Origin of the sequence: Chlorobium sp. N1, from assembly GCF_004332115.1 — a bacterium.
Taxonomy (GTDB): domain Bacteria; phylum Bacteroidota; class Chlorobiia; order Chlorobiales; family Chlorobiaceae; genus Chlorobium.
The window spans coordinates 24822-51310 of sequence record NZ_SJPA01000009.1; the positions used below are offsets into that span (position 1 = coordinate 24822).

The 26489-nt window shown below is 63.2% G+C and carries 23 protein-coding genes, 1 tRNA gene and 1 riboswitch; of the genes, 11 read left to right on the forward strand and 13 right to left on the reverse strand.

Going from position 1 to position 26489, the window contains the following annotated elements; genetic code table 11:
* Positions 1-41 precede the first annotated feature (41 nt).
* Complete coding sequence (locus E0L29_RS09900) at positions 42-497, forward strand: GatB/YqeY domain-containing protein (RefSeq protein ID WP_131358407.1); 456 nt, start codon at positions 42-44, stop codon at positions 495-497.
* Between the two features lie 31 nt (positions 498-528).
* Complete coding sequence (gene serS, locus E0L29_RS09905) at positions 529-1818, forward strand: serine--tRNA ligase (RefSeq protein ID WP_131358410.1); 1290 nt, start codon at positions 529-531, stop codon at positions 1816-1818.
* On the opposite strand, the gene metX is transcribed toward serS, so the two are convergent.
* Entirely contained in the window at positions 1802-2866 is a 1065-nt protein-coding gene (metX, locus tag E0L29_RS09910) for a homoserine O-acetyltransferase (protein WP_165498883.1), read from the reverse strand. The two genes, serS and metX, sit on opposite strands and share 17 nt — an antisense overlap.
* A 20-nt stretch (positions 2867-2886) precedes the next feature.
* Entirely contained in the window at positions 2887-4182 is a 1296-nt protein-coding gene (locus E0L29_RS09915; RefSeq protein WP_131358416.1) for an O-acetylhomoserine aminocarboxypropyltransferase/cysteine synthase, read from the reverse strand.
* An 85-nt stretch (positions 4183-4267) separates the two neighbouring features.
* A riboswitch (SAM riboswitch) is annotated at positions 4268-4377 on the reverse strand.
* A 105-nt stretch (positions 4378-4482) separates the two neighbouring features.
* On the opposite strand from E0L29_RS09915, the gene rsmB reads away from it, so the two are divergent.
* The 3 genes from rsmB (at position 4483) to E0L29_RS09930 (ending at position 6876) form a co-directional block, all read left to right on the forward strand.
* On the forward strand, positions 4483-5811 hold the full coding sequence (gene rsmB, locus E0L29_RS09920) for a 16S rRNA (cytosine(967)-C(5))-methyltransferase RsmB (protein ID WP_131358419.1): 1329 nt from the start codon (positions 4483-4485) through the stop codon (positions 5809-5811).
* A gap of 34 nt (positions 5812-5845) precedes the next feature.
* A complete protein-coding gene (gene xerD, locus E0L29_RS09925) occupies positions 5846-6730 on the forward strand; it encodes a site-specific tyrosine recombinase XerD (RefSeq protein ID WP_131358534.1) in 885 nt (294 codons plus the stop codon).
* A 70-nt stretch (positions 6731-6800) separates the two neighbouring features.
* Positions 6801-6876: transfer RNA gene (locus tag E0L29_RS09930), tRNA-Lys, on the forward strand.
* A gap of 7 nt (positions 6877-6883) precedes the next feature.
* On the opposite strand, the gene E0L29_RS09935 is transcribed toward E0L29_RS09930, so the two are convergent.
* The 3 genes from E0L29_RS09935 to E0L29_RS09945 form a co-directional block, all read right to left on the reverse strand.
* Positions 6884-7339, reverse strand: a complete 456-nt coding sequence (locus E0L29_RS09935) for a DUF2721 domain-containing protein (protein WP_131358422.1) — start codon at positions 7337-7339, stop codon at positions 6884-6886.
* A 30-nt stretch (positions 7340-7369) separates the two neighbouring features.
* Positions 7370-8764 carry an MBL fold metallo-hydrolase gene (locus tag E0L29_RS09940; RefSeq protein ID WP_131358425.1) on the reverse strand — a complete coding sequence of 465 codons (1395 nt, stop codon included), beginning with the start codon at positions 8762-8764 and terminating at the stop codon, positions 7370-7372.
* Between the two features lie 62 nt (positions 8765-8826).
* A complete protein-coding gene (locus E0L29_RS09945) occupies positions 8827-10599 on the reverse strand; it encodes a DEAD/DEAH box helicase (protein WP_131358428.1) in 1773 nt (590 codons plus the stop codon).
* Positions 10600-10925: 326 nt separating this feature from the next.
* Between E0L29_RS09945 and E0L29_RS09950 the strand changes: the two genes are divergently transcribed.
* A complete protein-coding gene (locus E0L29_RS09950; RefSeq protein ID WP_131358431.1) occupies positions 10926-12230 on the forward strand; it encodes a glycosyltransferase N-terminal domain-containing protein in 1305 nt (434 codons plus the stop codon).
* Here the strand turns inward: E0L29_RS09950 and E0L29_RS09955 are convergent.
* Complete coding sequence (locus E0L29_RS09955) at positions 12196-13437, reverse strand: LuxR family transcriptional regulator (protein ID WP_131358434.1); 1242 nt, start codon at positions 13435-13437, stop codon at positions 12196-12198. The two genes, E0L29_RS09950 and E0L29_RS09955, sit on opposite strands and share 35 nt — an antisense overlap.
* Before the next feature lie 174 nt (positions 13438-13611).
* Between E0L29_RS09955 and E0L29_RS09960 the strand changes: the two genes are divergently transcribed.
* Positions 13612-14058 carry a Fur family transcriptional regulator gene (locus E0L29_RS09960; RefSeq protein WP_131358437.1) on the forward strand — a complete coding sequence of 149 codons (447 nt, stop codon included), beginning with the start codon at positions 13612-13614 and terminating at the stop codon, positions 14056-14058.
* Between the two features lie 108 nt (positions 14059-14166).
* Here the strand turns inward: E0L29_RS09960 and E0L29_RS09965 are convergent, their stop codons facing one another.
* The 3 genes from E0L29_RS09965 to E0L29_RS09975 all read right to left on the reverse strand — a co-directional run bounded on the left by E0L29_RS09965 (position 14167) and on the right by E0L29_RS09975 (position 16023).
* The gene (locus tag E0L29_RS09965) at positions 14167-14667 is read right to left on the reverse strand and encodes a rubrerythrin family protein (protein WP_131358441.1); all 501 of its coding nucleotides are present in this window, start codon (positions 14665-14667) and stop codon (positions 14167-14169) included.
* A gap of 48 nt (positions 14668-14715) precedes the next feature.
* Entirely contained in the window at positions 14716-15210 is a 495-nt protein-coding gene (locus E0L29_RS09970) for a ferritin-like domain-containing protein (RefSeq protein ID WP_131358444.1), read from the reverse strand.
* A 144-nt stretch (positions 15211-15354) separates the two neighbouring features.
* A complete protein-coding gene (locus tag E0L29_RS09975) occupies positions 15355-16023 on the reverse strand; it encodes a peroxiredoxin (protein ID WP_131358447.1) in 669 nt (222 codons plus the stop codon).
* A 245-nt stretch (positions 16024-16268) separates the two neighbouring features.
* On the opposite strand from E0L29_RS09975, the gene E0L29_RS09980 reads away from it, so the two are divergent.
* From E0L29_RS09980 to E0L29_RS09990, 3 genes are read left to right on the forward strand one after another with little or no spacing between them, the layout of a single operon-like run.
* The gene (locus E0L29_RS09980) at positions 16269-16733 is read left to right on the forward strand and encodes a DUF4293 domain-containing protein (protein ID WP_131358450.1); all 465 of its coding nucleotides are present in this window, start codon (positions 16269-16271) and stop codon (positions 16731-16733) included.
* A gap of 7 nt (positions 16734-16740) precedes the next feature.
* Positions 16741-17757, forward strand: coding sequence for a 4-hydroxythreonine-4-phosphate dehydrogenase PdxA (gene pdxA, locus E0L29_RS09985; protein ID WP_131358453.1), 1017 nt, complete (start codon positions 16741-16743; stop codon positions 17755-17757).
* Entirely contained in the window at positions 17754-18449 is a 696-nt protein-coding gene (locus tag E0L29_RS09990; protein WP_131358456.1) for an ATP-binding cassette domain-containing protein, read from the forward strand. The genes pdxA and E0L29_RS09990 overlap by 4 nt, the downstream gene beginning before the upstream one ends.
* A gap of 89 nt (positions 18450-18538) precedes the next feature.
* Here E0L29_RS09990 and E0L29_RS09995 read toward each other — a convergent pair whose 3' ends face one another.
* The 4 genes from E0L29_RS09995 to E0L29_RS10010 form a co-directional block, all read right to left on the reverse strand.
* Positions 18539-23107, reverse strand: a complete 4569-nt coding sequence (locus E0L29_RS09995; RefSeq protein WP_131358459.1) for an LAGLIDADG family homing endonuclease — start codon at positions 23105-23107, stop codon at positions 18539-18541.
* A gap of 277 nt (positions 23108-23384) precedes the next feature.
* The gene (locus E0L29_RS10000) at positions 23385-24152 is read right to left on the reverse strand and encodes a hypothetical protein (RefSeq protein WP_131358462.1); all 768 of its coding nucleotides are present in this window, start codon (positions 24150-24152) and stop codon (positions 23385-23387) included.
* Positions 24153-24189: 37 nt separating this feature from the next.
* Positions 24190-25119 carry a quinolinate synthase NadA gene (nadA, locus tag E0L29_RS10005; RefSeq protein WP_131358465.1) on the reverse strand — a complete coding sequence of 310 codons (930 nt, stop codon included), beginning with the start codon at positions 25117-25119 and terminating at the stop codon, positions 24190-24192.
* Position 25120: 1 nt separating this feature from the next.
* Entirely contained in the window at positions 25121-25495 is a 375-nt protein-coding gene (locus tag E0L29_RS10010) for a co-chaperone GroES family protein (RefSeq protein WP_131358468.1), read from the reverse strand.
* 142 nt (positions 25496-25637) lie between these two features.
* Between E0L29_RS10010 and mreC the strand changes: the two genes are divergently transcribed.
* The gene (gene mreC / locus E0L29_RS10015) at positions 25638-26480 is read left to right on the forward strand and encodes a rod shape-determining protein MreC (RefSeq protein ID WP_131358471.1); all 843 of its coding nucleotides are present in this window, start codon (positions 25638-25640) and stop codon (positions 26478-26480) included.
* Positions 26481-26489: the final 9 nt, after the last annotated feature.

A 26489-nucleotide genomic window follows, 5' to 3' on the forward strand; every position in this document is an offset into this window, starting at 1 on the left:
TTTTCATCCACTTACCATAGCAATCACAAGACACAAGCGCCATGAGCCTCAAGGAACAGATAGACGCCGACCTGAAAGCCGCAATGAAAAGCGGTGAAAAAACCCGCCTGACCGCGATCCGCTCCATCAGGGCGGCGCTGCTCGAAAAGGAGGTCTCCATCCGCGTCGGAGGGAAGGCCGAACTGAGTGAGGACCAGGAAATGGACGTGCTTTCGAGCCTGGCCAAGCGCCGCCGCGACGCCATCGAGCAGTTCAACGCCGGAGGAAGGGCCGACCTGGCCGAAAACGAGGAGGCCGAACTGAAGGTCATCGAAACCTACCTGCCGGAACCCGCCGGGGCCGAAGAGATCGAGGCCGTGGTGCGCGAGGTCATCGCGAAAACCGGTGCCTCGTCCATGAAGGATATGGGGCGCGTCATGGGAGAATCCATGAAGGCCCTCAAAGGCAAGGCCGACGGCAGCGCCGTGCAGGCGGCCGTCAAGGCGCTCCTTTCCTGACAACCACTTTTCCCCACAGACCAACGGAACCATGCTCGACATCAACTACATACGCCAGAACCCCGAAGAGGTCGCAGCCATGCTCCAGGCCCGCCAGCTGTCCGGCGAGGAGCCGAAGCTTCGGCGGCTGCTTGAGGCAGACACGCTTCGCCGGGAGCTGGTGCAGAAGAGCGACGAGCTGAAAGCCGAGCGCAACGAAACCTCCAGGGAGGTCGGCCGGCGGAAGAAGAGCGGCGAAGCGGCCGAAGAGCTGATCGCCAGGATGCAGTCGGTCGGAGAGGAGATCTCCGAACTCGACCGGAAGCTCTCCGGGCTGAACCTGGAGATGGAGGAGATCCTGCTCGCACTCCCGAACCGGCTCGACCCCTCCGTTCCCGTCGGCCGCACGGCCGAAGACAACGTGGTCTTCGGCGAGCCGGTGCATTTCAGCCACCCGCTGGAGTTCGACGTCAAGGACCACCTGGAGCTCGGCCGCTCGCTCGGCATACTCGATTTCGAACGCGGAGCCAAGATCACGGGAGCCGGCTTCCCGGTCTACGTCGGAAAGGGAGCCCGGCTTGAGCGGGCACTGCTGAACTTCATGCTCGACCGGCATACCGAAGAGCACGGCTACCGGGAGATCTTCCCGCCCTTCATGGTAAACCGCGACTCGCTGAGGGGAACGGGCCAGTGGCCGAAGTTCGCCGACCAGGTCTACCACATGGAGGAGGACGAGCTCTATGCCATCCCCACGGCCGAAGTGCCGGTGACGAACATGCACCGCGACGAACTGCTTCCGGCAGAATCCCTTCCCATCGCCTATGCCGCCTATTCGGCCTGCTTCCGCCGCGAAGCCGGCAGCTACGGCAAGGACACGAGAGGGTTCCTCAGGGTGCACCAGTTCAACAAGGTGGAGATGGTGCAGTTCACCAGGCCGGAGGACTCCTACCGCACGCTCGAGGCGATCCGCAGCCACGCCGAGGCGATCCTCTGCGCCCTGGAAATACCCTACCGGGTGCTCCTGCTCTGCAGCGGGGACATCAGCGCCAATGCGGCGAAGTGCTATGACATCGAAGTGTGGTCTCCGGCGGAGCAGAAGTACCTCGAGGCCTCGAGCTGCTCGAACTTCGAGGACTACCAGGCCCGTCGCGCCAGTATCCGGTTCAGGCCGGAGGCCAAGGGCAAGCCCGCCTTCGTGCATACCCTCAACGGATCGGGCCTTGCCACCACGCGCCTCATGGTCTCCATCCTCGAGCACTACCAGACCCCCGAAGGGGGCATCAGGGTGCCTGAGGTGCTCGTACCCTATACGGGATTCCGCGAGATCACGCCTTCAGCATGAGGGCTGCGAGGAAGTCGCAGACCATCCGGCTGACCTGATCGACGTCGATCAGGAAGGCGTCGTGGCCGAAAGGCTCCTGGAGATAGACGATCTTCGAGTTCGGAAGCATCCGGGCCAGCTCCTCCTGCTCCTCCTTCGGATAGAGCACGTCGGAATCGATGGAGAGGATCTCCGTCGGAAGCGTGATCGAACACACCGCCTCCTCATAGCCTCCCCTGCCCCGTCCGAGGTCGTGCATGTCCATGGCCCGGGTGAGGGTCATGTAGGTGTTGGCGTCGAACCGCCCGACCAGTTTCTCTCCCTGATGGCGCATGTAGCTCACGGCCTGGAAGGTGCCGTCCGGCTGCCGGCTGCGGCCGAACTTCTCCTCGAAGTTGCGGAAGCTTCGGTAGCTGCACATGGCCATCATGCGCGCTGCCGCGAGCCCTGCGGCAGGAGGCGCGTCCGGCTCGTACCACCCGTCCTTCCACGCCGCATCGGCCGAAATGGCCTGCCGCTGGGCCTCGCTCTGCGCGATGCACCAGGCGGAGTGGCGCCCCGAGATCCCCATCGGCATGAGCGCCCGGGCCACGTCCGGATAGAGCGCCCCCCACTCGAGAACCTGCATGCCCCCGAGCGAGGCGCCGACGACGAGCTTCAGCCTCCCGATGCCGAGGTGGCCGAGCAGCCGGTGCTGGAGGTGGACCATGTCGCGGATGGTGATCGGGGGAAAGTCCGGTCCGTAACGGCGGCCGGTTTCGGGATTGGGCGAAAGCGGCCCGGTCGTGCCGTAGCAGCTGCCGAGCACGTTGCTGCAGATGATGAAGTCCCGGTCGGGATCGAACGCGCGGCCGGGGCCGAACAGCCCGCCCCACCACTCGTCGGCGTCGGCAGAGCCCGTCAGGGCGTGGCAGACCAGGATGGCGTTGTCCCTCTCTTCGTTGAGCCGCCCCCATGTCCGGTAGGCGACCTCCACCACCGGAAGAACGGCGCCGAGCTCGGTCCGGAAGGGTTCAGTGGATGAAAAACGTTTCGTTTCGGCGGAGACAAGTTCGTTTATGGGTTTCATGCCTTGGTTCATGCCTTGGTTCATGGCTGTGTTCTGAATGCCTGCTGGAAGTCCTCCAGGATGTCGTCGATATGCTCGATGCCGACCGACACGCGGACCATGTCGGGAGTTACGCCGGCCGAAACCTGCTCTTCGGCCGTCAGCTGCTGGTGCGTGGTCGAAGCGGGGTGGATGACGAGCGTCTTGGCATCGCCCACGTTGGCCACATGGCTAGCCAGGCGCACCGAATCGATGAAGGTGACCGCTTTTTCGTAGCCGCCCCTGAGGCCGAAGGTGAGCACGCAGCCGAATCCGCCTCGCAGGTATCGGGCCGCCATATCGTGCGTCGGGTGGCCTTCGAGGCCGGGATAGTTGACCCATGCGACCTCCGGCCGCCCTTCGAGCCAGCGGGCGAGGGCCATGGTGTTGGAGAGGTGGCGCTCCACCCTGAGCGAGAGGGTTTCGAGGCCCTGCAGCATGAGAAACGAATTGAACGGGCTCTGGACAGGGCCGAAGTCGCGCAGCCCCTCGACGCGGGCCTTGACGATGAAGGCCAGTTCACCGAAGGTCTCGTGGAACCGCAGCCCGTGATAGCCTTCGGAAGGCTCGCTGAGCATCGGGAACTTTCCGCTGCCCCAGTCGAACGTGCCGCCGTCGACGATAACCCCTCCCATCGAGGTGCCGTGTCCGCCGATCCACTTGGTGGACGACTCCGTGACGATCGAGGCGCCGTGCTCGAGCGGACGGCAGAGGAAGCCGCCGCAGCCGAAGGTGTTGTCGACGATGAGCGGGATGCCGTACTCGCGGCCGAGGGCGGCGAGCGCCTCGAAATCCGGCACATGGAAGGCGGGGTTTCCGATCGACTCGACATAGAGCGCCTTGGTGTTCTCGTCGATGCAGCGCCGGAAGTCCTCCGGCCGGAGCCCTGCGGTGAAATGCACCCCGATGCCGAGACGGGCGAAGGAGACCTTGAACTGGTTATAGGTACCGCCGTAGAGGTAACTGGAAGAAACGATGTTGTCGCCCGTCCGGCAGAGGCTCGTGATGGTGAGGAACTGCGCCGAATGGCCGCTCGACACCGCCAGCGCCGCCTTGCCGCCCTCGAGCGCGGCCATACGGCGTTCGAAGACGTCGTTGGTCGGATTCATGAGGCGGGTATAGATGTTGCCGGGCTCTTTCAGGGCGAACAGGTCGGCCCCGTGCCGGGCGCTCTCGAAGGTATAGGCTGTCGTCTGGTGGATCGGAACGGCGCGTGAGTGCGTAACCGGGTCGGGCTCCTGGCCGGCATGGACCTGGAGGGTCTCAAAACGGTATGTCGGGGTCTTCTTTTCGTTCATGGCGGCAGTTGGTTCACCGGTGGCGCCACCATCTCCTGGGGGGAAGGAAAAAATACGGAATGCGTCTGAAGCGGGGTATCGTATCTCTTCATCTTTCCCGGCCGTTTCTCCGGGATGGAATTGGCACCGCTCACTATGGCAGTGACGGTTGCCAAGGCTTCTCAGGGCCAGTCCCTCCACCTTTCTCGATGATAGCGTAAAACTTGAAAAGAACATTAATTCAATGAATCTACAACAGCAAAGAGTATTTTACAAGCCGCAGCCAAGAGAGACAGCCCCCCTCAACACCGACCAGCAGTTATGACTTCATCACGGGAACTCGCCTTCAACGTCCTCCAGCAGCTCGAGAGCGGCTCGCGCCACTCCGACTCGCTGCTCCATGAACTTCTGGAGGCCTCGTCCCTGAAAGGCCCCGACCGCGCGCTCGCGACCGCGCTCACCGGCGGCGTGCTGCGCCGCCGCCTTCAGCTCGATTTCATCATCTCGAAGTTCTACAGCCACGACCTCGAAAAAGCCTCCCCCGCCGTACGCAACATCCTCCGGCTCGGTGTCCTCCAGCTGCTTTTTCTCGACCGGGTGCCCCGCTGGGCCGCCGTCAACGAGTGCGTCAGGCTCGCCCGCCGCTACAAAGGGGAGCGGATGTCGAAGCTCGTCAACGCCGTCCTGAGGAAGATATCGCCAGAAACGGTCCACCTCGAAGAGTGGCTGGCGGGAAGCACCCCCTCCCGGCGCCTCTCGGTGCTCCACTCCCATCCCGAGCCGCTCGTGCGGCGCTGGATCGGGCGCTTCGGAGCGGAGCGGGCGGAATCGATGCTCCGTTACGACAACGAGCCGCCGCTCTTCGGCATCCGCCGGAACCCCCTGAAGAAAGCCCCTGCAGAGAGCTCTGCGATACCGGAGAACGCGTGGCGGGAAAGCGGCATTCCGGGAGTCGGCATCGTCGGGGACTTCGCCCTGATCGAAGCGGCCGTCCGCGAAGGCCTCGTCTGCGTGCAGAACCCGACCCAGGCGCTTGCGGGCCTGTTGCTCGACCCCCGGCCCGGCTGGAAGGTACTCGACCTCTGCGCCGCGCCCGGAGGCAAAGCCGCACATCTGGCAGAACTGATGGAGAACCGCGGCCAGCTCATCGCACTCGACCGTTACGAACAGAAGACGGAGCGCATCGCTGCCCTCAGCCGGCGGCTGGAGCTCTCCATCATCGAAGCCCGTACCGGGGACGCCCGGGAGTTCACCCCGACCTTCCGCCCCGACGCGGTACTCGTCGACGCACCCTGCACCGGCACCGGCGTACTCGGCCGCCGCGCGGAGCTGCGCTGGAAGAGCGGGCCGGACCGGCTCGCCGAACTGGTACGGCTCCAGGAGGAGATCCTGGAACATGCCGCAACCCTTCCCCGCCCGGGCGGCGTACTGCTCTACTCGACCTGCTCGGTCGAAGAAGAGGAGAACCGCCTGCAGGTGGAGGCATTCCTCAGCCGCCACCCGGAATATTGCATCGACCCCTCCATGGGAAAGGTACCCGAAACATTCCGCAGTGACCGCTCACAGGAAGGAGGCATCGCTACACTCCAGGGATCGCGACCGGGATTCGACGGCGGATACTGCGTCCGGATGCTCAGGCGGGAGGAGTAAAGCGGTGGAGGGGCTGCATGCCGAATACGCACGGATGCTCGAGGGCTTCCTCGACTACCTCTTCATCGAGAGGAACTTCGCCGGCAACACCAGAGAGTCCTACCGCAACGACCTCCGGCGCTACATGCTCTGGCTGCAGGAAGAGGGGGTCGCCCTCGAAACCCTGACGACGGAGAACATAGGGCGTTTCGTCGACAGCCTCCACCTGGCGGGGCTCGAGCCAAGCTCCGTCGCCCGGAACGTCTCGGCCATCCGTTCGCTGCACCGCTTCCTCTTCCAGGAACGCCTGCTCCCGACGAACCCCGCCGAAACACTCCACCAGCCGAAAAAGAACCGCCACCTCCCTTCCGTCCTCACCATCGATGAGACGCGGCGGGTGCTCGAAGCCCCGATGCTGAAGGAACCTCCGGGACGCTTCCGGCTGCGCGACCGTGCGATCCTCGAGCTGCTCTACGCCTCCGGCATCCGCGTCAGCGAACTCGTCGAGATGCGGCAGCAGAACCTCTACCTCGACGAACGCTTCATCAGGGTCTTCGGCAAGGGCTCCAAGGAGCGGCTCGTACCGATCGGGGACGAAGCGGCGCAGTGGATCGGCCGCTACCGCGAAGAACTGCGGCTCCGGCTCGCCAACCGAAACTCCCTCGACCACCTCTTCCTCAACGCACGGGGAGGGAAGCTCACCCGCATGGCTGTCTACTCGATGGTCAGGCAATACGCCGTGCTGGCAGGCATCGCCAAACAGATCAGCCCCCACACCTTCCGCCATACCTTCGCGACCCACCTGCTCGAGGGAGGGGCGGACCTGCGCGCCGTGCAGGAGATGCTCGGGCACAGCTCGATCACGGCAACCCAGATCTACACCCACATCGACCGCACCTTCGTGCGGGAAGTCCACCGCACCTGCCACCCGAGGGGATAGGCCGGAAGCCCGGGAACCATTACGGAAGGGGGCGGGTTGAGCTGGAAAAAGGACGTCCCTGCGTTCTCTTGAATGCGTAGCTCAGCGGGTAGAGCATCTGCCTTTTAAGCAGAGGGTCGCAGGTTCGAGCCCTGCCGCATTCACCAACAGGCGCTAGCAGGCCTTGGGATGGATCTCCTGCTCGATCTTCAGCGCCATCAGCGTGAGGTTGATGTCGAAGAGGAAGAAGACCAGCGAGGCAGAAAGCGAAGCCATGCAGGCAAAGAAAAGCACGGCGATGAGGATGCTCGCATCGATGTCGGCGAGCACCGAATAGAAGAGCAGCATGATCATCACCGACGCCCCGAGGCAGGTGAGGGTGGCAAGGAGGATCGCCATGCGGATGTAGCGGGCGCGCTGCCAGAGGATGTCGAGCTCGCGGTTGAGCACGCCGGCGTTGCCCTCGGCCGAGGCGTCGAGCCCGGCGAGCAGAACCCTGGAGCGGTCGATGATGCGTCCGAGCCGGTTGGTCATGGTAAGCAGGAGCAGGCCGATGCCGGAGATGAGGATGACCGGACCGATCGCGGTCTGAAGGGTCGGGACGAACTCCATGATGGCTGAAGCGGGCATAAATTCAATAAGGGTTAATGTTGAGTTCGCTCATGAACTGAAATCGTAGCGGTCCCCCGGTTCCGGAATCCCGGCACGGCACCCCAGGCGTTGCTCGATCGCCGTGCGGAATGACTCCTTGGCCGAAGGATCGCCGTGGACTACGAAGAAACGGGGAGAGTTTTCGAACCCCGAAGCCCAGCGAAGCATGTCGTCGCGGTCGCCGTGGGCCGAAAGCCCCCCGACGGTATGGAGCGCTGCACGGACCGGATAGCTCCTGCCGTGGATCTCCACCTCCCCGGCGCCCTCGACGAGCCGCCGTCCGAGCGTACCCTCGGCCTGGTAGCCGGTGATCAGCAGGTGGCATTCGGGACGCGGGATGTTGTGCTTCAGATGGTGCAGTATGCGGCCGCCGTTGCACATGCCGCTGCCGGCAATGATGACGGCGCCGCTCCGGCGCGCGTTCAGCTCCTGCGACTGCTCGACCTTCGGGGTGAAATGAAGGTTGCGGAGGGTCGGAAGCAGACTGCTGTCCCCCTTTGCGGCCGCCGCTTCGCGATCGAACAGTTCGGGGTGGCCCCAGTAGATGAGGCTCGCCTCGATGGCCATCGGGCTATCGAGGTAGACCTGCCACTCCTGCATCCCCCACTCCTCGAAATGCGTCGCCATGAGGTAGAGCAGCTCCTGGCTGCGCCCGATCGAAAACGCGGGAATGAGGATGTTGCCGCAGCTCCGGCAAGCACTTCTGAAAATATCGCCGAGCTCGTCGAGCGTTGAGCTGAATTCGCGGTGGAGCCGGTCGCCGTAGGTACTCTCGATGATGACGGCATCGGCATCACGGACCGTTTCGGGATCATTGAGGATGGGGTGGCCGTACTGGCCGAGATCCCCGCTGAACACCAGCTTTCTCCTGCTGTCGCCTTCGCTGAGCCAGAGCTCCAGTACTGCCGAACCGAGGATATGGCCCGCGTCGCGGAAACAGGCTTCGAGTCCGGGTACGACCGTGAAGCGCTCTGCGTATGGGACTCCCCTGAAACGCTCGAGCGCGCGCAGCGCAGCCTCACGGGTGTAGAGCGGTTCGGCCCGGCGGTCGGCGGCGATTCGGGGATGTTTTCTGTGGTAAAGGGCGTCGCGCTCGGCAAGGGATGCCGAATCGAGCAGGAGGACCCGAGCGAGATCCGCCGTCGCCTCCTGGGTGAAGACGGGCCCTGAAAACCCCCGGCTGACGAGCAGGGGGATGCGCCCCGAGTGGTCGATGTGGCCATGGCTGAGCAACACGGCGTCAAGCTCGCGGGCATCGAAAGCGAACGGCTCCCGATTCAGGGCCTCCTCGTCGTGCGAACCCTGGACGAGCCCGCAGTCGAGCAGGACGGTGCGCCCCCCGACCCTCAGGATATGGCATGAACCGGTGACCCGCTCGGTCGCTCCGTAGAATTCGATTTCCATGGTGCTTCCTCCCTCTGATTCAACCGTTTCGCCGCCATGCCGGCGGCCCTGACAGGAAACGCTCAGCCCTTCCGTTTCTTTTTCGGACCGGTGAAGAACCCGCCGTCCCGTCCCGAGGGCTTGGGTCCGCGCTTTGCCGGCTTGCCGCCGTACTGGGAACGGCCGCCCTGGCCGCCGTCCATCTTCGAAACCCTCAGCTGCTTGCCGCACACCCTGACCTTGCGCAGCTCCTGGTAGACATCGTTGGGCATCCCGGCCGGCAGCTCTACTGTCGAGAATGTGTCGGAAATGGAGATGCGCCCGATCGCTTCCGGATCGAGGCCGATCTCGTTGATGATTGCACCGAGGATGTTGCCCGGCTGGACGCCGTCGGCACCGCCTACCTCGATCCGGTAGAGTTCGCGCGGTTCGTCGCCGTACAGGTCGTTCTGGCGGGCTTTGCGGCGGGGCGGAGCCTCATCGAACGATCGCTCCCGCTCCGGGCGGCGGGCCTGCCGTTCCGGCTTGGCCGAGAACAGCAACGGAGTATCCCCCTGCACCATGGAGGCCAGGGCTGCGGCGGCCTCGAGCTCCGGGACGTCGTGCTCGCGGCAGTACTGCTCGATAAGCCCGGTGAAGAAGGCCAGATCCTCGGCCGCGATGGTATCGCTGATGCGCTGCTTGAACTTCTCGATGCGCTTGTCGTTGATGATCTCGGTCGAGGGAAGCTCCATCAGCTCGATCCGTTTGCGGGTCGCCTTCTCGATGGCGTAGAGCATGTTCTTCTCCCTCGGCGAGACGAAGAGGATGGCCTCGCCGCTGCGTCCGGCCCGGCCGGTACGGCCGATGCGGTGCACGTAGGACTCCGTGTCGTAGGGAACATCGTAGTTGATGACGTGGCTGATACGCTCGACGTCGAGGCCGCGCGCGGCCACGTCGGTGGCGATGACGATGTTCAGCGTCCCGTCCTTGAGCTGGTCGACGGCGCGTTCGCGCTGCTGCTGCACCATGTCACCGTTGAGTGCTGCGGCGGCGTAGCCGCGTGCCTGGAGCTTTTCGGCAAGCTCGAGCGTCATCGTCTTCGTGCGGACGAAAATGATCATGCCTTCGAACGGCTCCACCTCGAGGATGCGGGTGAGGATGTCGAGCTTGTGGCTGCCGCCGACGATCCAGTAGCGCTGGCGGATGGTTTCGACCGTCTGCGCCTTCCCCTGGATGGTCACCTCGGCGGGGGTATTGAGGTATTTCTGGGCGATGCGGCGGATCGGAGCCGGCATGGTCGCCGAGAAAAGGGCGACCTGGCGGCCTGCGGGAGTCTCGCCGAGGATCCACTCCACGTCGTCGATGAAGCCCATGCGAAGCATCTCGTCAGCCTCGTCGAGCACCAGGTACTTGAGTGAATCGAGATTGAGCGAACCGCGGCGCATGTGGTCCATGACGCGTCCGGGGGTACCGACGACGACATGCACCCCGCGCTTGAGCATGCGGAGCTGTCCGCCGTAGTCCTGGCCGCCGTAGATCGGCAGCACATGGAACCCCTTGAGGTATTCGGCGTACTTGTGGAAGGCTTCGGCCACCTGGATGGCCAGCTCGCGGGTCGGGGCCAGCACGAGGACCTGGGGTTCGGTGAGGGAAAGGTCGATGCGCGAAAGCGCGGGAAGGGCGAAGGCCGCGGTCTTGCCGGTTCCGGTCTGCGCCTGGCCGAGGACATCGCGCCCCTCGAGCAGGAGCGGAATGGTACGGGCCTGTATCGGGCTCGGGGTTTCGTAGCCGACGTCCGCGAGCGCGCGCATAATGGGCTCGCCGAGGGCGAGGTCGGTAAAACTGGTGATCTGTTCGGTGGTTTCCTGGCTCATGCTCTGGTATCCTTGGTGCTATGGTGTTGTCAATGCCTCTCTTCTTCTCCATTGAGGTGTGGCAACAATGCACAGGAAAGCAACGCAATAGGGGAAGATGTTCCCGCCCCCTGCAGCCGGGGGCCACAATCGCCGTAACGGCCGTAACACACGATACCTGCTCTTTCTCGGCATATCAACCACGCAGTCAATGCGAAGCCATACTACAAATTAATTCTGCCATTACCGAATAGATATTTCATCCCTCTGCCCTACCGACTTTTTTCTTAAGTTTGGAAAACAGGACGCCGCCCTGCCGACGCCCCGAAAAACCCTTCGTCCGCCCCATGAGCCAGCCGCTCCTCGCCATCTATTCCGCACTCATCCCGGCCGTTGCCGCACTCGCCCGGGCCGCCGGGCGGCTCAGCCCTCCGCTCGGAGAATTCTTCGCCGTGCGGCGCGGAGTGCATGCAGCGCTCGCGACGAAATGCGCTGCCGTGGAGGCCGGCCGGCCCCGCCTCTGGGTCCATGCCGCATCGGTCGGCGAGTTCGAGCAGGCCCGTCCCATCATCACGGAACTCAAGCGAAGCGTCCCCGGCCTTGCCGTCTTCGTCTCCTTCCTCTCCGAGTCCGGCTACAGCGCCCGCCGGGACTACCCCGACGCCGAAGCGGTCTTCTACCTCCCGGCGGATACCCCTGCCAATGCGAAAAGGACCGTCGAACTCGTCAGGCCGGACCTTTTCATGCTCATGCGCTACGACTTCTGGCCGAGCCACCTGCTTGCCCTCAAGCGGCACGGAGCAAGGATGATCCTTGCCGCAGCGGTGCTGCAGGAGGGATCCGGCTACTTCAACCCGCTCCTGAAAGGGTTCTACCGCGAACTCTTCGGCCTTTTCGACCGGATTTTCACCGTCGGCGGAAAGGACGAGCGGGCCTTCAGGGAGGTCTTCGGATGCACGACGGCCGAACGGGCCGGAGAACCGCGCATCGACCAGGTCATCCGGCGCAGCACAAACAGCGCCGGAAAAACCGCAGGCCTGCGGCATGTTTTCAGCGACCGCAGCGTGCTCGTGGCCGGAAGCGTCTGGGAAAAGGACGAGGAGGTGGTGCTCGGAGCCTGGCTGCAGACCGTGGATCGGCCTTCGCTCGTGCTCGTCCCCCACAAGGTCGGCCGCGAAAACATCCTTCGCATCGAACGGGAGCTTGAGGCAATGGCCGTTCCTTTCAGGAAGGTGTCGGAACCGGACGTCCGGCTCGACCCCTCGAGGGAGGTGCTCCTCGTCGACGAAACCGGCTATCTGGTGGAACTCTACAGCATCGCCACCCTGGCCTATGTCGGCGGAGGGTTCGGCGTCAACGTGCACAACACGCTCGAACCCGCCGTCTACGGCATCCCGGTGATGTTCGGGCCGCGCCACCACAACTCCCCGGAAGCCGAAGGGCTGCTCGAAGCGGGAGGGGCTTGCGTGGTCGGAAACATTGCGGAGATGAAAGCCGCCCTCGAAAGGCTCCGGAAAGGATCTTTCGCATCGGCTGAAGCGGGAAGGGCGAGCTACCGGTTCATCCACGACCAGGCGGGTGCGACGGAAACGATCGCGGATGCGGCCCGCCAGGCACTCAGTCCTGGCATGTCTGGGAGGCAAGCGCGGTAAAGTAGTTCTTCAGCGACTGGTGCTTCTCGAGTCCGAGCTTCTTGTGCAGCCGATAGCGGATGTTCTCCATCCCGCGCAGCGACACTCCGGCTGAACGGGCGATCTCCCGCGTTGCGTAGTTCAGCTTGATGAACAGGCTGAGCCGGCGCTCACGCTCGCTCAAATCAGGGTGGCGTTCCTGCAGCACGCCCAGGAAACAGATGTCGGAATCAGTCAGCTCCGTGCTCAGCTCCACCTCGGCCGACCGGCGGAACTCCATTTTCCTGCAAAGCCCGCGCATGGCCTCACGCAGCTCGGGACCGGTCTCGACGCGGTCAACCTCCGTACAGAGCTTCGAGAGCATGGAGATCTTGTCGTCGAACAGCCGTGCGACACGCGAGAGCTCCGCATCCTTTTCCGAGAGTATCGCGCGAAGCCTCGTCAGCTCCGCCTCATACTGCTGCGCCCCCCTGCCGTTCTCGTCCAGCAGGAGCTTCATCTGGACCCTGCACTCCGCCTCCCGCTTCCCATACTCCGCCTTCAGGCGCCGGATCCGCTCCTGATGCAGCGTTTCGCGCCCCTGCAGATCGCGGCGCATCTCTTCGAGCGAGGTAAAGAAAAACCGGTATTCGTTCTGCTCCTGCGGGGCTGCAATCGGCTGATCGAGCATGTCGAGCCACGTAAGGCGCGCCGAAGCGGCGAAGAACCGGCCGACAGCCTCCTCCAGCGAATCTGCCACCGGCGATTCGGGAACTTCGGAAGGGGCATACCGGACCTTGTAGTCGGCGATGTACTCCATCGCCTCACGGTAACTGCCGACGATCAGCGCCTGGGAGCGGTCCGGACAGAGCGAGCCGAGGCCGAGCATGTGGGCCGTGATTTCGGGACGGACGTTGTAGACCACCAGCACGGCGATCCAGGGCCCCCAGTTGTAGAAGAGATTCCCGTAGTCCTGCTTGTAGCTCAGACGGACCTCGTTGATGGGAGCATAGTCGATCACGACGAAGAGCTTGCGGCCGTTGAGCTGCATCTCCTCGCAGATGGACTGGAAGAGCTCGGCGTCGATGTAGTCGAGATAGGTGGGCTCTTCGGCGATCACACGGCCATGGATGATGTCGGTGCCGATGACATCGAAAATGACCCGGTATCCGGGCCCGGGATGCTCGACCTGCCACGCGGGGTTCTCCCTGACGGGCAGATCTGTGACGGGACACCGTTTCATCGACATAAAGGGAGAGGAATAATGTTAGTACAGTAAAAGTAGCCATTCTCCGGCGGAGAACAAAAAAAGAGCGAAAAAGTCACGTTGCCGCTATTAAATAAGAATTGCTCCATATATGAAATTTGACTATCTTATTTCAAGATAGAATTAATCCGATTTAACGGAAGGGGGAAGAATGCGATGAACGAGGCACGGGAAGGAAAAATGACCGAAGAGTTCATCTCACGGTGCCGCTCACACGGCCTGAAGGTGACCCCGCAGCGGCTTGCCATATTCAGGGCGCTTGCCGGATCGAAGGAACATCCTTCGGCCGACGCCGTGTACCGCAGGCTCGTACGGGAGCACCCGACGATCTCTTTCGACACCGTCAACCGCACGCTCCTGACATTTGCAGAGATCGGCGTCATCGAAACGGTCGAATCGCACTCCGGCGTACGCCGCTACGAAACCGACCTCATGAGCCACCACCACCTCCACTGTGTGAAGTGCGGCAGGATCATCGACTTCACCGACAGCAGCCTTGACGACATCCCCGTCCCGAGCAATGCGCCCGGCAGCTTCACCATCCTCGGAAAGCGCGTCGTCTTCAGCGGCATCTGCGAGGAGTGCAGGAAAAAGAAGAGCTGAAGATCGCTTTTCGGCCACAGGAAGAAACCCGCCCTCATCCGCACCAAACGAAAGAAGCCCCCGGAAATCCGGAGGCTTTTCTCATTATGGATGCCGCAAGAGACCGGCTCAGCCGACCTGCACGTAGACCTCGGCCTTCACGCCGCAGATCGGGCATTTCTCGGGAGGGGTGCCGAGCTCGATGTGGCCGCACACGGGGCAGAGCCAGACGGCGGTCTCGACGATATCCGTCCCGTTCTTCACGGCCTCGAGCGCATGACGGTAGAGCGCAGCGTGCACCTTTTCGGCCTCGACGGCGAACCCGAACATGCGCTTTGCCCTGTGTCCTTCGGCCACGGCCTGTTCGTACATGGGAGGGTACATCTCGTTGTGCTCGTAGGTCTCGCCGCCGATGGCCGTTTCGAGGTTCTCGACGGTCGAACCGACCGCGTCGTCAGCCATGAGATGGCCTTCGGCATGGATCCTCTCGGCTTCGGCTGTGGTTCGGAACAGCTTGGCGATGTTCTTGAACCCTTCCTTCTCAGCCTTCTTGGCGAAGGTCACGTATTTCATGAAAGCCTGGCTCTCGCCGGCAAAGGCGTTCTTGAGGTTTTCGTGGGTCGATGGCATATGGATGGTCCTCCTTTGTTACGTGTTTTGGCTTGGTGATAGACAACATCATTTCCTGAGGAAAAGCCCCAGGTCCTCGAGCAGCGACTGGAGATCCTCCTCGTGCTCGACCTCGTCCTGCATGATCTGCACGGCGAGATTGAAAGTGATCGGATCTTTCATGCCGATCTCCTCGATGATGCTGTTGTAGGTCGTGATGGCGCACTGCTCTCCCGAGATGTTCTGCTCGAGGACGTTGCGCACGAACGGATCGTCCGGGGCGTCGTAGCCGCAGTTGGTCCACTCGAACCAGAGCTTCGGATTCGCAAGCGGCTTTCCGCCGAGCTGGATGATGCGCCCGGCAACCATGTCGGCGTGTCGCAGCTCGTCGGCGGCGTGCTGCAGGAGCTCCGCCATGACTGCGTCCTTCATCGGTCCTTCGACGATCTTCGATCCGATCCAGTACTGGTAGTAGGCAAGCCATTCGTCGGCAAAGGCTTTGTTGAGCAGCTCGAGCACGCGCTCGATGTTCTCGCCTACGATTTCACGTCCTTTCGTTCCCATAGTGACTCCTCCTTGTTGGGGGGGTTATGATGACAGATTCTCAACGTAGAAACAATTCTACAGAAAAAAGTCCTGTATTCCACAAAAAAATCCACCAGGCCCGCCGAAACCGCGGGCCTGAGGATAGTGGTCGAAGAAAGAGGCTTACTTGTCGAGCGCCTTGTGGCAGAACCACCAGTCGTAGCACTCGTACTGGCCCGGACGCTTCTTGGCGTCGGCGACGTTGTTGGCCGGAGGAATGATGACCCGATCCCCGAGCATCGCATTGTTCGGCCAGTCCGCAGGCATGGCGACCTTGTTCTTGTCGGAGATCTGCAGGGCCTTCACAGCGCGGAGGATCTCATCCATGTTGCGGCCGATCTCCTGCGGGTAGTAGAGCACGAGGCGCACCTTGCCCTGCGGGTCGCCGACGAAGACGGCGCGCACGGTGTTCGAACCCTTGCCGGGATGCAGCATTCCGAGCTGGTTGGCGATCCGGTCGTTGGCCGCAACGATCGGGAAGGTGATTTCGACGTTGAGCTTCTCCTCGATCCACTCTACCCACTTGATGTGTGAGAAGACCTGGTCGACGCTCATGCCGATCAGCTTGCAGCCGATCTTGTCGAACTCCTCCACGCGCTGCTGGAAGGCCACGAACTCGGTCGTGCAAACCGGGGTGTAGTCTGCCGGATGGCTGAAAAGCACAAACCAGCTGCCTTTCAGGTCGCCGGGGATGTTCATGGGTCCGTGGGTGGTCTGTACGTCGAGCTCCGGGAAATCGTCGCCGAGCAGCGGCATGGAGATGTCGTAGTACAGTTCTTCCTGGTGTGTCATGGTGTTTTCTCCCTGTTGGTTTTGTTTTGATGGATGGTACTGCAAAAAAGAAGCTGAATCGAACGTCTGATACCAATATACCACTCTTCGGATAATTTTCAAGAGCAAATACTAAATAGGAATGATTATTTTTTATAAAAATCATTCCCGCCCGTTTCCGCATACCCCAACCCCTCTTTCCGAGAGCATGATGTTATGTGTATATTGCACCCGTTCCCTGTCACAATCATGCAAACGTCATGGCCATGATCGCAAGAATCCAGTCACTCTACCTCATTCTTGCCGCGCTCCTTGCCGCAGCAAGCACGTTCTTCCCGTTCTGGAGCTTCAGCTCCGCCGGGCTCCTCATGCTCAGAGACTTCAGCGCATCGGCGGATGCCGGCATCTTCTTCACCGCCGGAAGCTTCGCCTCCGGAATCTTCTCGCCGCTCACCGCAATGGCGTCTGTTGCGGCGATCTTTCTTTTCAGGAACCGCGGACTCCAGCAGAAGGTCATCGCCCTCGCCGTTCTCTTCTTCGCGCTCGACCTGCTCTCGGCCCTTACGGCCGCCCACTTCATGAACCAGCACTTCGTCGCTCTGGGGGAGCCGTTCTCCCACCGTCCGGAAAACGGGTTCTTCATGATCCTGCCGGAGCCGGTGCTCTTCTGGCTCGCCATGAAGGGGGTCGAGAAGGACAACCGCATCGCCAACGCGTACAAGAGGCTCTGAAAAAGAAATGCGCATCGTCTTTTCGCTTGGAGACCCCCACGGCATCGGCCCGGAAATCATCCTCAAGGGGTTCCTCGAACTCCGGAAGAGCGGGCATTGCTTCGCCGTGGCCGGATCCTACAACGTCCTCGAGTACTACCGCCGCCGCCTCGACCTGCCGGTGGAGCTCGAACGCGTCGAAGATGCCCGCTCGCTCCAGAGCCTCCCGGCCTGCAGCTGCGGGGTCCTGCCCGTCTTCAGCGTCGGCGAGCCCGACTCGATCGAACCCGGCACCGTAACCGCGGGGGCGGGAGCCCTTGCCAAAAGCAGCATCATGGCGGGCGCGGAGCTCTGCCGGAGCGGAGCGTTCGACGCCCTCGTCACCGCCCCCATCCACAAGGAGTCGCTCGCACTGGCCGGCTCGCCCGATTCCGGCCATACCGGCATGCTCGCCAGGATGTTCGGCGTCGCATCCCCCACCATGCTCTTCGCCGACCGTGCCAGCGGCCTCAAGGTCGCGCTCCTGACCATCCACGAACCGCTCGAACGGGTCCCGGAGCTCGTGCGCCAGACCGACATCGAAGCCTTTCTTGCACGCCTCGCCCACAACATCGAAACCGACTTCGGGATGGAGCGTCCCTCCATTGCCGTACTCGGGCTCAACCCGCACGCCTCCGACGGAGGGGTGATGGGCCGGGAGGAGAAGGAGTTCATTTCGCCGGCCATCGCCCGGCTCCGGGAACGGATGCACATCGAGGGCCCCTTCCCCGCCGACGGCTTTTTCGGAGCACGCATGCAGGGCCGCTTCGACTGCGTCGTGGCCATGTACCACGACCAGGGGCTGCTCCCCTTCAAGGTACTCGCCTTCCACAGCGGGGTGAACGTCACGCTCGGCCTGCCGATCGTACGCACCTCGCCGGACCACGGCACGGGGTTCGACATCGCGGGGAAAGGCTCGGCTTCGGCCGAAAGCCTGCACGAGGCCGCGCTGCTTGCCGCCCGGATCGCCGAAAACAGAAACAGGAAAACCCAACCCTCTCCATGATCTCATTCATCAACGTCGATATCGAGCTGAACCGCAAACCGGTGTTCAGCAACCTCAACCTCACCATCCAGCCCGGAGAACTGGTCTATGTGGCCGGGAGGAGCGGCAGCGGCAAGTCCACCCTCCTGAAGTCGATGTACATGGACGTCAGGCCGAAAAAGGGCGAGATCCAAATCGCAGGCTACAACTCACGCACCATCAGGAAGCGCGAAATCCCGCTCCTCCGGCGCAAGCTCGGCATCGTCTTCCAGGACTTCCGGCTCCTCGAGGACCGGAGCGTCTACGACAACCTCGCCTTCGTTTTGAAGGTGACCGGAACGAAAGAGAAACAGATCCCCGAAAAGGTCATGCAGGCGCTCGGGAGCGTAGGCCTCGAGAGCGCAGCCAAAGCGATGCCCTCCCGCCTCTCGGGCGGTGAGCAGCAGCGCGTTTCGATCGCCCGGGCGCTCGTGCGCGAACCCCTCGTGATCCTGGCCGACGAACCCACCGGCAACCTCGACCCCGACACCTCGCTCGAAACCCTCGAATACCTGAAGAAGATCAACGCAAAAGGCATCATCGTCGTCATCGGCACCCACGACTACGAACTCATCCGCCACTCCCCCGCAAGAACCTTCCTGATCCGCGAAGGCGCTCTGGCGGAAGCCGCCGTGCGGGAGACCGAAACCGGCTACCGTCCCGTGCCGGTCTGAAACCCTGAGCCCCGAAACAAAAAAAGCCCCCACGTTCACGCTGAACATGGGGGCTTCTTTTTTTTGTCCGTTTCCCTGGCGGCCGGGGCCTAGGAGCAGCCGGTCGTCATCCCGCAGTCTTCGCACACCTTGCAGGTGCCGTTCTGCTTGACGCGCATCGAACCGCAGTTCTCGCACTGCTCGCCGGTGTAGCCCTGCACCTTGGCCTGGGCGACCTGGCTCTTGAGGGTGCTCGTGTACTCGGACTCGCCATGGTGGGCCGCGGCGACCGGTTCGGGCTCCGGAACCGATGCGGCAGGTGCCGCGGGGGCCTTCCCGTTGCCTTTCTTCGTGTCGTGCTCCGGCACCTCGTCGACCGCCTTGACGTGGACGAAGTCCTTGCGGCCGAGGTAGTCGTAGCCGATCGAGCGGAACACGTAGTCGAGGATCGAGGTCGAGTTCTTGATGGCGTTGTGGCCCTGCACGGCGCCGGCAGGCTCGAATCGGGTGAAGGTGAAGCTGTCGACCAGCTCCTCGAGCGGCATGCCGTACTGCAGCGCCTTCGAAGCAAGCACGGCGAAGCAGTTGAGCAGGCCCTTGAAGGATGCGCCTTCCTTGTACATGTCGATGAAGACCTCGCCGAGCGAACCGTCCTCGTACTCTCCGGTACGAAGGAACACCTTGTGGCCGCCGACATAGGCCTCGCGGATGAAGCCCTTGCGGCGCTTCGGCAGGGTGCGGCGCTCCGAGCGGTGGTAGACACGCTCGACGATCCGCTCCTGGACCTCCCGCGGCCCCTTCGTCTCGTCGACGTCCTCCTCGTTGCCGAGCATGATGACCTCGTCCAGGTCCTGGTAGCTGGAGATGTTCAGCGGCTGGGAGAGCTTCGAGCCGTCGCGGTAGACGGTGATGGCCTTGACCATGTGCTGCCAGCCGGAAAGGTAGACCTCGCCGATCTCGGCAGTCGTCGCCGTGGCCGGCATGTTGACCGTCTTGGAGATGGCGCCGGAAATGAAGGGCTGCACCGACGACATCATGCGCACATGCGCCATGTGGTTGATGAAGCGCATCCCCTTGCGCCCGCAGCGGCTTGCGCAGTCGAAGACCGGCAGGTGCTCGAGCTTCAGGTGCGGGGCGCCCTCGATCGTCATGGTGCCGCAGATGTAGTCGTTGGCCGCCTCGGCGTCCTCGGCCGATGCGCCGAGCGCCAGGAGCATGTCGAAGTTGGGGTCGTTGAGCTGTTCGTCCGTGAAGCCGAGCGACAGGCAGAACTCCTCGCCGAGAATCCACTTGTTGAAAGCGAAACGGACGTCGAAGACGGTGGCGAGGTTCGACTCGAGCAGGGCGATCTTCTCGTCGGTGAAGCCGCGCTTCTGCAGCCACTGGCGGTTGACGGAGGGGCAGCCCTCGAGCGAGCCGCTTCCCTTGCAGTACTTCTCGATATCCTCGATCTCAAGGGGGCTGTAGCCGAGGCGGCCAAGGGCCTTGTGGACCGACTGGTTGACGATCTTGAAGTAACCGCCACCGGCCAGCTTCTTGAACTTGACGATGGCGAACTCGGGCTCGATGCCGGTGGTGTCGCAGTCCATGACGAGGCCGATCGTGCCGGTAGGGGCGATGACGCTGACCTGCGCATTGCGGAACCCGTGCTTCTTACCCTTCTGCAGCGCCTCGTCCCAGACCTTCGCGGCGGCGTCGAAGAGCTCCTTCGGGCAGTACTCGGAATCGATGCCGCGCGGCTTGACCGAGAGACCCTCGTACTCCTCCTCCGCTTCGTTGCGCGCCGCCCTGCGATGGTTGCGGATGACGCGGAGCATGTCCTTCGAGTTCTTCTGGTAGCCGTCGAACGGTCCGAGGTCGCGGGAGATCTCTGCCGAGGTGACGTAGGCCTGGCCGGTGATGATGGCCGAGATGGCTCCGGCAAGCGCCAGCGCCTTCGGCGAGTCGTAGGGGATGCCGAGCACCATCAGCACGGTGCCGAGGTTGGCGAAGCCGAGGCCGAGGGTGCGGTACTCGTAGCTGAGGCGGGCGATCTCAGGCGAGGGGAAGTGGGCCATGAGGACCGAGATCTCGAGCACGACGGTCCAGAGGGCCGAGGCGTGGCGGAGCTCGTCGACCTTGACCCTGCCCGACTCCTCGTCGATGAAGTGGATGAGGTTGAGACTTGCCAGGTTGCAGGCGGTGTTGTCGAGGAACATATACTCGCTGCAGTTGTGCACGCCGAGGCCGTTGGCGACGAAGTGGTGGGTCTCGGGCTCGGTCAGGTCGAACACCGGCTCCTCACCGAGGGCGATGAGCGAATCGACGGGGTCGAGCAGCGGGTCGCGGTAGGTGCCGACGTTCCGGTTCAGGCTGGCGAGCGCTTCCGATTTCCGGCTCTCCGCCATGAAGCCGATCCTCTCCTCGAAGCGGACCCTCGAGCTGCGGCTGATGCGGAGGCTGTGCGTCTGGCGGACGGGATACTCCTTCATGCCGCCCCTGCCGTCCGGCAGCATGGCGACGGGATCGCCGACCCTGCGGTCCTCGTAGATCTTCGACTTGATGCCGAAGTTCAAGAGGAGCAGCTGCACCTGCAGGAGCAGCTCGAGCGAGGTGGAGTCGAGCGCGACGTACTGCGACTTCTCCCCGTAGTCGGCCACGGTGCCGTCTGCCGTGAAAAGTCCGCGGAGGATCGCCGCCTGCTCAGCCTCGCCGAGGCGGAAGACCGCGTCGGTGAAGGCCTTGTTCCGGCTGCCTTCGTCAAGCACCGCGTAGGCCTCGAACCGCTCGAGGATCCCGGGGCTGCCGACGGCGGCGCGCGAGGTGGTCATGGTCTGTGTGACGGGGCCCCGCTTGTTGTGCTCACCGAGCTCCGGACGCATGTCGTTAAGAAGGTCGTTGGCCCACAGGGTGATCTCCTCCTCGGCCTTGTCCATGGTGAGGAAGGCCGTTCGGCGCTCTTCTCCCGAAGCGGTCGTCGAGCCGGTCGGGGTGATGCAGCCGTCCCCGACGAGGAGGCCGATCAGCTGCGCGATGTCGGCGGAGCCGGTGCTCTCTTTGCCGAACTCGGCGCCGACGAGACGCACGACATCGTCCTTCGTGAGCTCGGAGGCCATGACGTCGCCGCGGTTTTCGGTGAAGACGGGGTGGTCGCCCGTCAGCTTCAGGCGGTAGCCGCTTTTCGTGCGAAGCTCGTAGACCGGCTTGGTCCCGGTCGGAAAGATCTTCTCGACCCAGTGCAGAGCGCCGTCGATGCTCTTGATGCCCCTCGACTGGCCGACGAGGCCTCCGATGCGCTCGAGGCCGCGGTCGGTCGCCACCAGCGTGTCGGCGGTCACGCACGGGTTGCTGGCGTTGATCCTTCCGGCCGCCGGGCAGGTGTGCCACTCGTTGATGGTGGTGTCGAACTGCAGGCCCGGGTCGGCGCACTGCCATGCGCTCATGAGGATCTTCTCCCAGAGGTCGCGGGCGTTGACCGCACGGGCGGTCTTGCCGGTGGTGCGCTCCTTGAGCATCCAGAGCTCGTTGTTCTCGACCGCCTTCATGAAGGCGTTGGTCACCCTGACCGTGTTGTTGGAGTTCTGTCCGCCGACCGTCTGGTAGGCCTCCGATTCGTAGTGGGTGTCGTACTCCTCGAAATCGAGCGTGGTGTAGCCCTGCTCGACGAGGGCCAGCACCCTGATGATGTAGCTCATCGGCACGGCGCGGTGCAGGGCGTTCTCGATGAGGCGCTGCAGCTTCGGGTTCTCCGTGCGGTCTGCGCCGTTCTGCACGGCCTCGTCGACGATGGCCTTGAGGAAGCGCGAGCAGATCCTGGAGCCGGCGACCAGAGAGGCGACCTTGTCCTCCTCGCGGGCCTTCCACTCGATGAACTTCTCGACGTCGGGATGGTCGATGTCGATGATGACCATCTTGGCCGCCCGGCGGGTGGTGCCGCCCGACTTGATGGCCCCGGCAGCCGAGTCGAAGATCTTCAGGAAGCTCATGAGGCCGGAGGAGCTGCCGCCGCCGCTGAGCTTCTCGCCCGAGGAGCGGAGGTTGGAATAGTTGGTGCCCGATCCGCTGCCGAACTTGAAGACGCGGGCCTCGCGCACGGCGAGGTCGAAGATGCCGCCCTCGTTGACCAGGTCGTCCTGGACCGACTGGATGAAGCAGGCGTGGGCCTGCGGGCGGGTGTAGGCGTCGGGCGACTCGACCACCTTCTTGGTGGCGGGGTCGACGTGGTAGTGGCCCTGCGCCGGGCCGGTGATGCCGTAGGCGAAGTTGAGCCCGGTGTTGAACCACTGCGGGGAGTTCGGCGCGCCGCGCTGCGAGAGCAGCATGTAGGCGATCTCGTCATAGAAGGCCGAGGCGTCCTCGGGAGCGTCGAAATACCCGTGCTTCTCGCCCCACTCCTTCCAGCAGCCGGCAAGACGGTGGACGACCTGGCGGATGGAGTGCTCGCTGCCGGTGACGGGCTGGCCCTTCTCGTCGAGCACCGGCTCGCCCTTCTCGTCGAGCTGCGGAACGCCGGTCTTGCGGAAGTACTTCTGGGCCAGGATGTCGGAGGCCATCTGCGACCAGTGCTTCGGCACCTCGATCTCGTTCATCTCGAACACCTTCGAGCCGTCCGTGTTGCGCAGGACCGACGACTTCAGGGTGTATTCGAACCGGTCGAAAACGTTTTCACCGGGAGATGTGAAGTGGCGGGGTATTTTCATGGAAGCGCTCCGAGATCAAAGTTGGTGATGAGTATAAAACATCATTTAAAAAAGCTTTAAGCGCGGCAGCCCTCGAACGGGAAAAGCGGCTCCGAAGCCGGGCGCGCGCAGAAATGGGAATATAACATAAATCGGAAAAGAAGTCACGGCTCCCGCAGACGATCGGCTCCTCCCGAGAGAAGGAAAAACGCAGGGAAGAGACTGAAAACCCCATGATTTCTATGCCCGAAGGAGTCCTCGGAACTGAAAAAAAACAGGATAAAGCCCAAGTTTTTTTTTACTTCACCCGCAGCCCCTCCGGCAGACGGGGAAGAATACTTTCGGGCCGGTCCTGCACCGGGCAGCCGGCATAGACGAGGATGGCTCGCAGGAGCGAGGCGGAGTGGACGGCCTGGACGATCGCTTCCCGGCGGGTCATGTCGCGCCCCTGGCGCTGCATATCGAGGGCGAGCGTTCGGGAGAGCTCCCCGATACGGGCGATTTCGCGGGCAAGATCCTGCTCGCTCGAAATGGAGATCGGGTAGATGCGGCTCCGGATCACAGGGGCGAGACCGAACGCCTCATCCTCGATCACGGCGTCGCCGGCATGGTGGCGGCGGCGGTTGAACTCGTCGTAGGCCACGTTGTGCAGCGGCATGGAGAGGTCGCCGACGTAATGGGAACAGTAGACCATCGCATAATCGGGGAACTTCCCCCTCTCCCTGAGCTCCCGGTATTTGCGGACCGAGGCCACGATGGCGCCGTAGAGATGGCCGTCGCCGTCCTTCGTCCGATCGTAGCGCTCCGCCTGGGAGAGCACCGCCTCAGCGGTGAGCGGCTTCCCTTCGGGGTTGTGTGCGTAATGGTTCGGGCCTTCGAAGGCGCCGCAGGGGTATTTCGACTTGGCGACGTCGGGAGCGGCGGCGCTGTACCAGCGGTCGAACCCGGCGGCCCAGGCGATGGCCAGGTGGGTCCGGTCGTGCCAGGCACGGAGGTCTCCCGCCGGCCGGAGCAGGAGGGAACAAGCGACGATGGCGGCGAGGACGGCGGATTGCAGGGTTTTCATGGGGCTCCCTCCGGGGTTGGCGTCCGGCTCCCCCGCCTCAGGCGGACATGTCGAGCATCCGCCGTATCGGCTTCAGCGCGGCCTCTCGAAGGGAATCGGGGACGGTGATTTCGGGTGAACGGTCGAGCATGCAGCGATAGAGCTTCTCGAGCGTATTCTGCTTCATCTGCGTACAGACGCTCCGCGGGTTCGACGTGTCGCGCGGTGCGGCAATGAAGGTCTTCGAGGGCGAGCGCCGCTGCATTTCATAGAGGATGCCGGGCTCGGTTGCCACGATGAAGGTATCGGAAGCACTCCGCACCGTGTAGTCGAGCAGCGCCTGCGTCGAGCCGACGAACGAGGCCAGCTCGAGCACTTCGCGCCGGCACTCCGGATGGGCGATGAGCTCCGCCCCGGGGTGCTCGCCGAGTGCCGTACGCATCATGTCGGGCGAATAGGCGTCGTGCACGTAGCAGAACCCCTGCCAGAGGATGATGTCACGCTTGAGCTTGCGGGCGATGTAGCCCCCGAGGTTCCGGTCGGGCCCGAAGATGACGGGGGTCTCCGCCGGGATCTGACGGACGATGTGCTCGGCGTTCGAGGAGGTGCAGGTGATGTCGGAGAGCGCCTTGGTCGCAGCCGTGGAGTTGATGTAGGTGATGGCCACGGCCCCGGGGTGCTCCCGGCGGAACCGGGCGAACTCCTCCTCCGGGCAGCTGTCGGCAAGCGGACATCCCGCGCTCCGGTCCGGCATGAGCACCGTGCGCGCGGGGTTGAGGATCTTGGCCGTCTCACCCATGAAGTAGACGCCGGCGAAAACGATCACCTCGGCGTCGATCGTTTCGGCCGCCCGGGCGAGAGCGAGGCTGTCGCCGACGATGTCGGCGACCTGCTGTATTTCTGGAAGCGTGTAGTAATGGGCCAGGATGACCGCATGCATCTCTTTTTTCAGCGCCCTGACGCGCTCCTGCAGCTCGGCTGTGTTCATCTTATTTTAGATAGTATTCAAGTTCGTCGTCCTCCCTGACAAGAAGCAGGATCGCGGCGTTGGGGACGATGAGGAACCGCTCGCCGTCGTAGTCGATCTCGTGGGCGCTCGACTGCAGGAATATGGCGAGGTCCCCGACATGGGCCTGGAGGGGAATGTACTGCGGGGTCGTGACCGGCTCTTTCCAGGGCTCGTCCGCCCCGCTCGGAGGGGCCACCGCGTAACCCGGCCCCGTCTTCAGGATGTAGCCGCTCTGGATCTTCTCCTTCTCCTGGACCCCCGGAGGCAGGTAGATGCCGGATTTCGTCTGCTCCTCGAGGGATTTGGGTTTGACGAGGACCCTGTCGCCGACAACGACAAATTTACTTATATTCATGATCGCAATTCATCAAGCTGGTTCCCTCTCCTGCTGCCGCGGGCCGGTGCGCCCTCCGCCTGAGGAAGTGTGAAAATGTAAAAAAATTCCGTGTCCGGCAAATCAGCCGCCCCACGCCCTGAGTGCATAACCGATCCGAACCGTGAACAAGTTTTTCGGCCTCTTCCTGAGATACAACTCATGGGTCATCCTGAGCCTTCTGACGGGGATCTCCCTTTTCGTCACGGCGATCGAAAAGAACGACGTCCCGGCCAAAGTCACCACGGCCGGCTCGGACCTTCGGGCCTATCTGGCGGAGCGGCTCGGAAGCCTCGGCTACCTCCTGCACATCAAGGAGGAGAACCAGCGCCTGCTCCAGCAGAACAGCCGCCTTCTCGGCCGGCTGCTCCTGGCCGAATCGGCGCTGCGCGAGCAGAACGCGCTGGAGCGCCTCCAGCACGCGACACCGCCGGCCATGCAGCGCTTCAGCGTCGCCCGCGTCGTCGACCGCACCTTCAGCGACCGTGAGAACATGCTCCTCCTCGACAGGGGCCGGCGCGACGGCGTCCGGAAGGACATGACGGTACTGACCCCCGAAGGACTCGTCGGACGGGTGACGAGGGTCTCCGCCCACTACAGCTCGGTCATGCCCCTCATCCACTCCGACTTCAAGGTGAGCGTCGTCTCCTCGGCCAGCGGCACGACGGGCCTTGCATCCTGGGAGGGAGGCCGTGAAGACCTTGCCTACATCGAGCACGTCCCCATCAGCAGCAGCCTGGCGGAGGGCGAAGAGATGCTCACCACCGACTTCAGCACCTTCGCCGTACCGGGCGTACCGGTCGGCCGCGTGATCTCGGTGAAACCGGGACGGCTGTTCTCCACCGTCACCATCAGGCCCTCCGTCGACTTCTCCCGGCTCGGCTACGTCCTTCTGGCCCCCCTCAGCAACGAACCCGAAAAGCTCCGGATGCTCGGAGAGCCGGCTCCCGGAGAAGAGAACCAGTAACCCAATGCC

Coding starts and splice junctions, on each gene's coding strand:
- E0L29_RS10010 (WP_131358468.1), bottom strand. CDS start 25,495: ATGAATATAAGTAAATTTGTCGTTGTCGGCGACAGGGTCCTCGTCAAA.
- E0L29_RS09955 (WP_131358434.1), bottom strand. CDS start 13,437: ATGTCGATGAAACGGTGTCCCGTCACAGATCTGCCCGTCAGGGAGAAC.
- E0L29_RS09945 (WP_131358428.1), bottom strand. CDS start 10,599: ATGAGCCAGGAAACCACCGAACAGATCACCAGTTTTACCGACCTCGCC.
- E0L29_RS09935 (WP_131358422.1), bottom strand. CDS start 7,339: ATGCCCGCTTCAGCCATCATGGAGTTCGTCCCGACCCTTCAGACCGCG.
- rsmB (WP_131358419.1), top strand. CDS start 4,483: ATGACTTCATCACGGGAACTCGCCTTCAACGTCCTCCAGCAGCTCGAG.
- E0L29_RS09915 (WP_131358416.1), bottom strand. CDS start 4,182: ATGAACGAAAAGAAGACCCCGACATACCGTTTTGAGACCCTCCAGGTC.
- E0L29_RS09940 (WP_131358425.1), bottom strand. CDS start 8,764: ATGGAAATCGAATTCTACGGAGCGACCGAGCGGGTCACCGGTTCATGC.
- metX (WP_165498883.1), bottom strand. CDS start 2,866: ATGAAACCCATAAACGAACTTGTCTCCGCCGAAACGAAACGTTTTTCA.
- E0L29_RS09970 (WP_131358444.1), bottom strand. CDS start 15,210: ATGGGAACGAAAGGACGTGAAATCGTAGGCGAGAACATCGAGCGCGTG.
- xerD (WP_131358534.1), top strand. CDS start 5,846: ATGCTCGAGGGCTTCCTCGACTACCTCTTCATCGAGAGGAACTTCGCC.
- E0L29_RS09900 (WP_131358407.1), top strand. CDS start 42: ATGAGCCTCAAGGAACAGATAGACGCCGACCTGAAAGCCGCAATGAAA.
- E0L29_RS09960 (WP_131358437.1), top strand. CDS start 13,612: ATGAACGAGGCACGGGAAGGAAAAATGACCGAAGAGTTCATCTCACGG.
- E0L29_RS09950 (WP_131358431.1), top strand. CDS start 10,926: ATGAGCCAGCCGCTCCTCGCCATCTATTCCGCACTCATCCCGGCCGTT.
- E0L29_RS09995 (WP_131358459.1), bottom strand. CDS start 23,107: ATGAAAATACCCCGCCACTTCACATCTCCCGGTGAAAACGTTTTCGAC.
- nadA (WP_131358465.1), bottom strand. CDS start 25,119: ATGAACACAGCCGAGCTGCAGGAGCGCGTCAGGGCGCTGAAAAAAGAG.
- E0L29_RS09975 (WP_131358447.1), bottom strand. CDS start 16,023: ATGACACACCAGGAAGAACTGTACTACGACATCTCCATGCCGCTGCTC.
- pdxA (WP_131358453.1), top strand. CDS start 16,741: ATGCGCATCGTCTTTTCGCTTGGAGACCCCCACGGCATCGGCCCGGAA.
- E0L29_RS09980 (WP_131358450.1), top strand. CDS start 16,269: ATGATCGCAAGAATCCAGTCACTCTACCTCATTCTTGCCGCGCTCCTT.
- serS (WP_131358410.1), top strand. CDS start 529: ATGCTCGACATCAACTACATACGCCAGAACCCCGAAGAGGTCGCAGCC.
- E0L29_RS09965 (WP_131358441.1), bottom strand. CDS start 14,667: ATGCCATCGACCCACGAAAACCTCAAGAACGCCTTTGCCGGCGAGAGC.
- E0L29_RS10000 (WP_131358462.1), bottom strand. CDS start 24,152: ATGAAAACCCTGCAATCCGCCGTCCTCGCCGCCATCGTCGCTTGTTCC.
- E0L29_RS09990 (WP_131358456.1), top strand. CDS start 17,754: ATGATCTCATTCATCAACGTCGATATCGAGCTGAACCGCAAACCGGTG.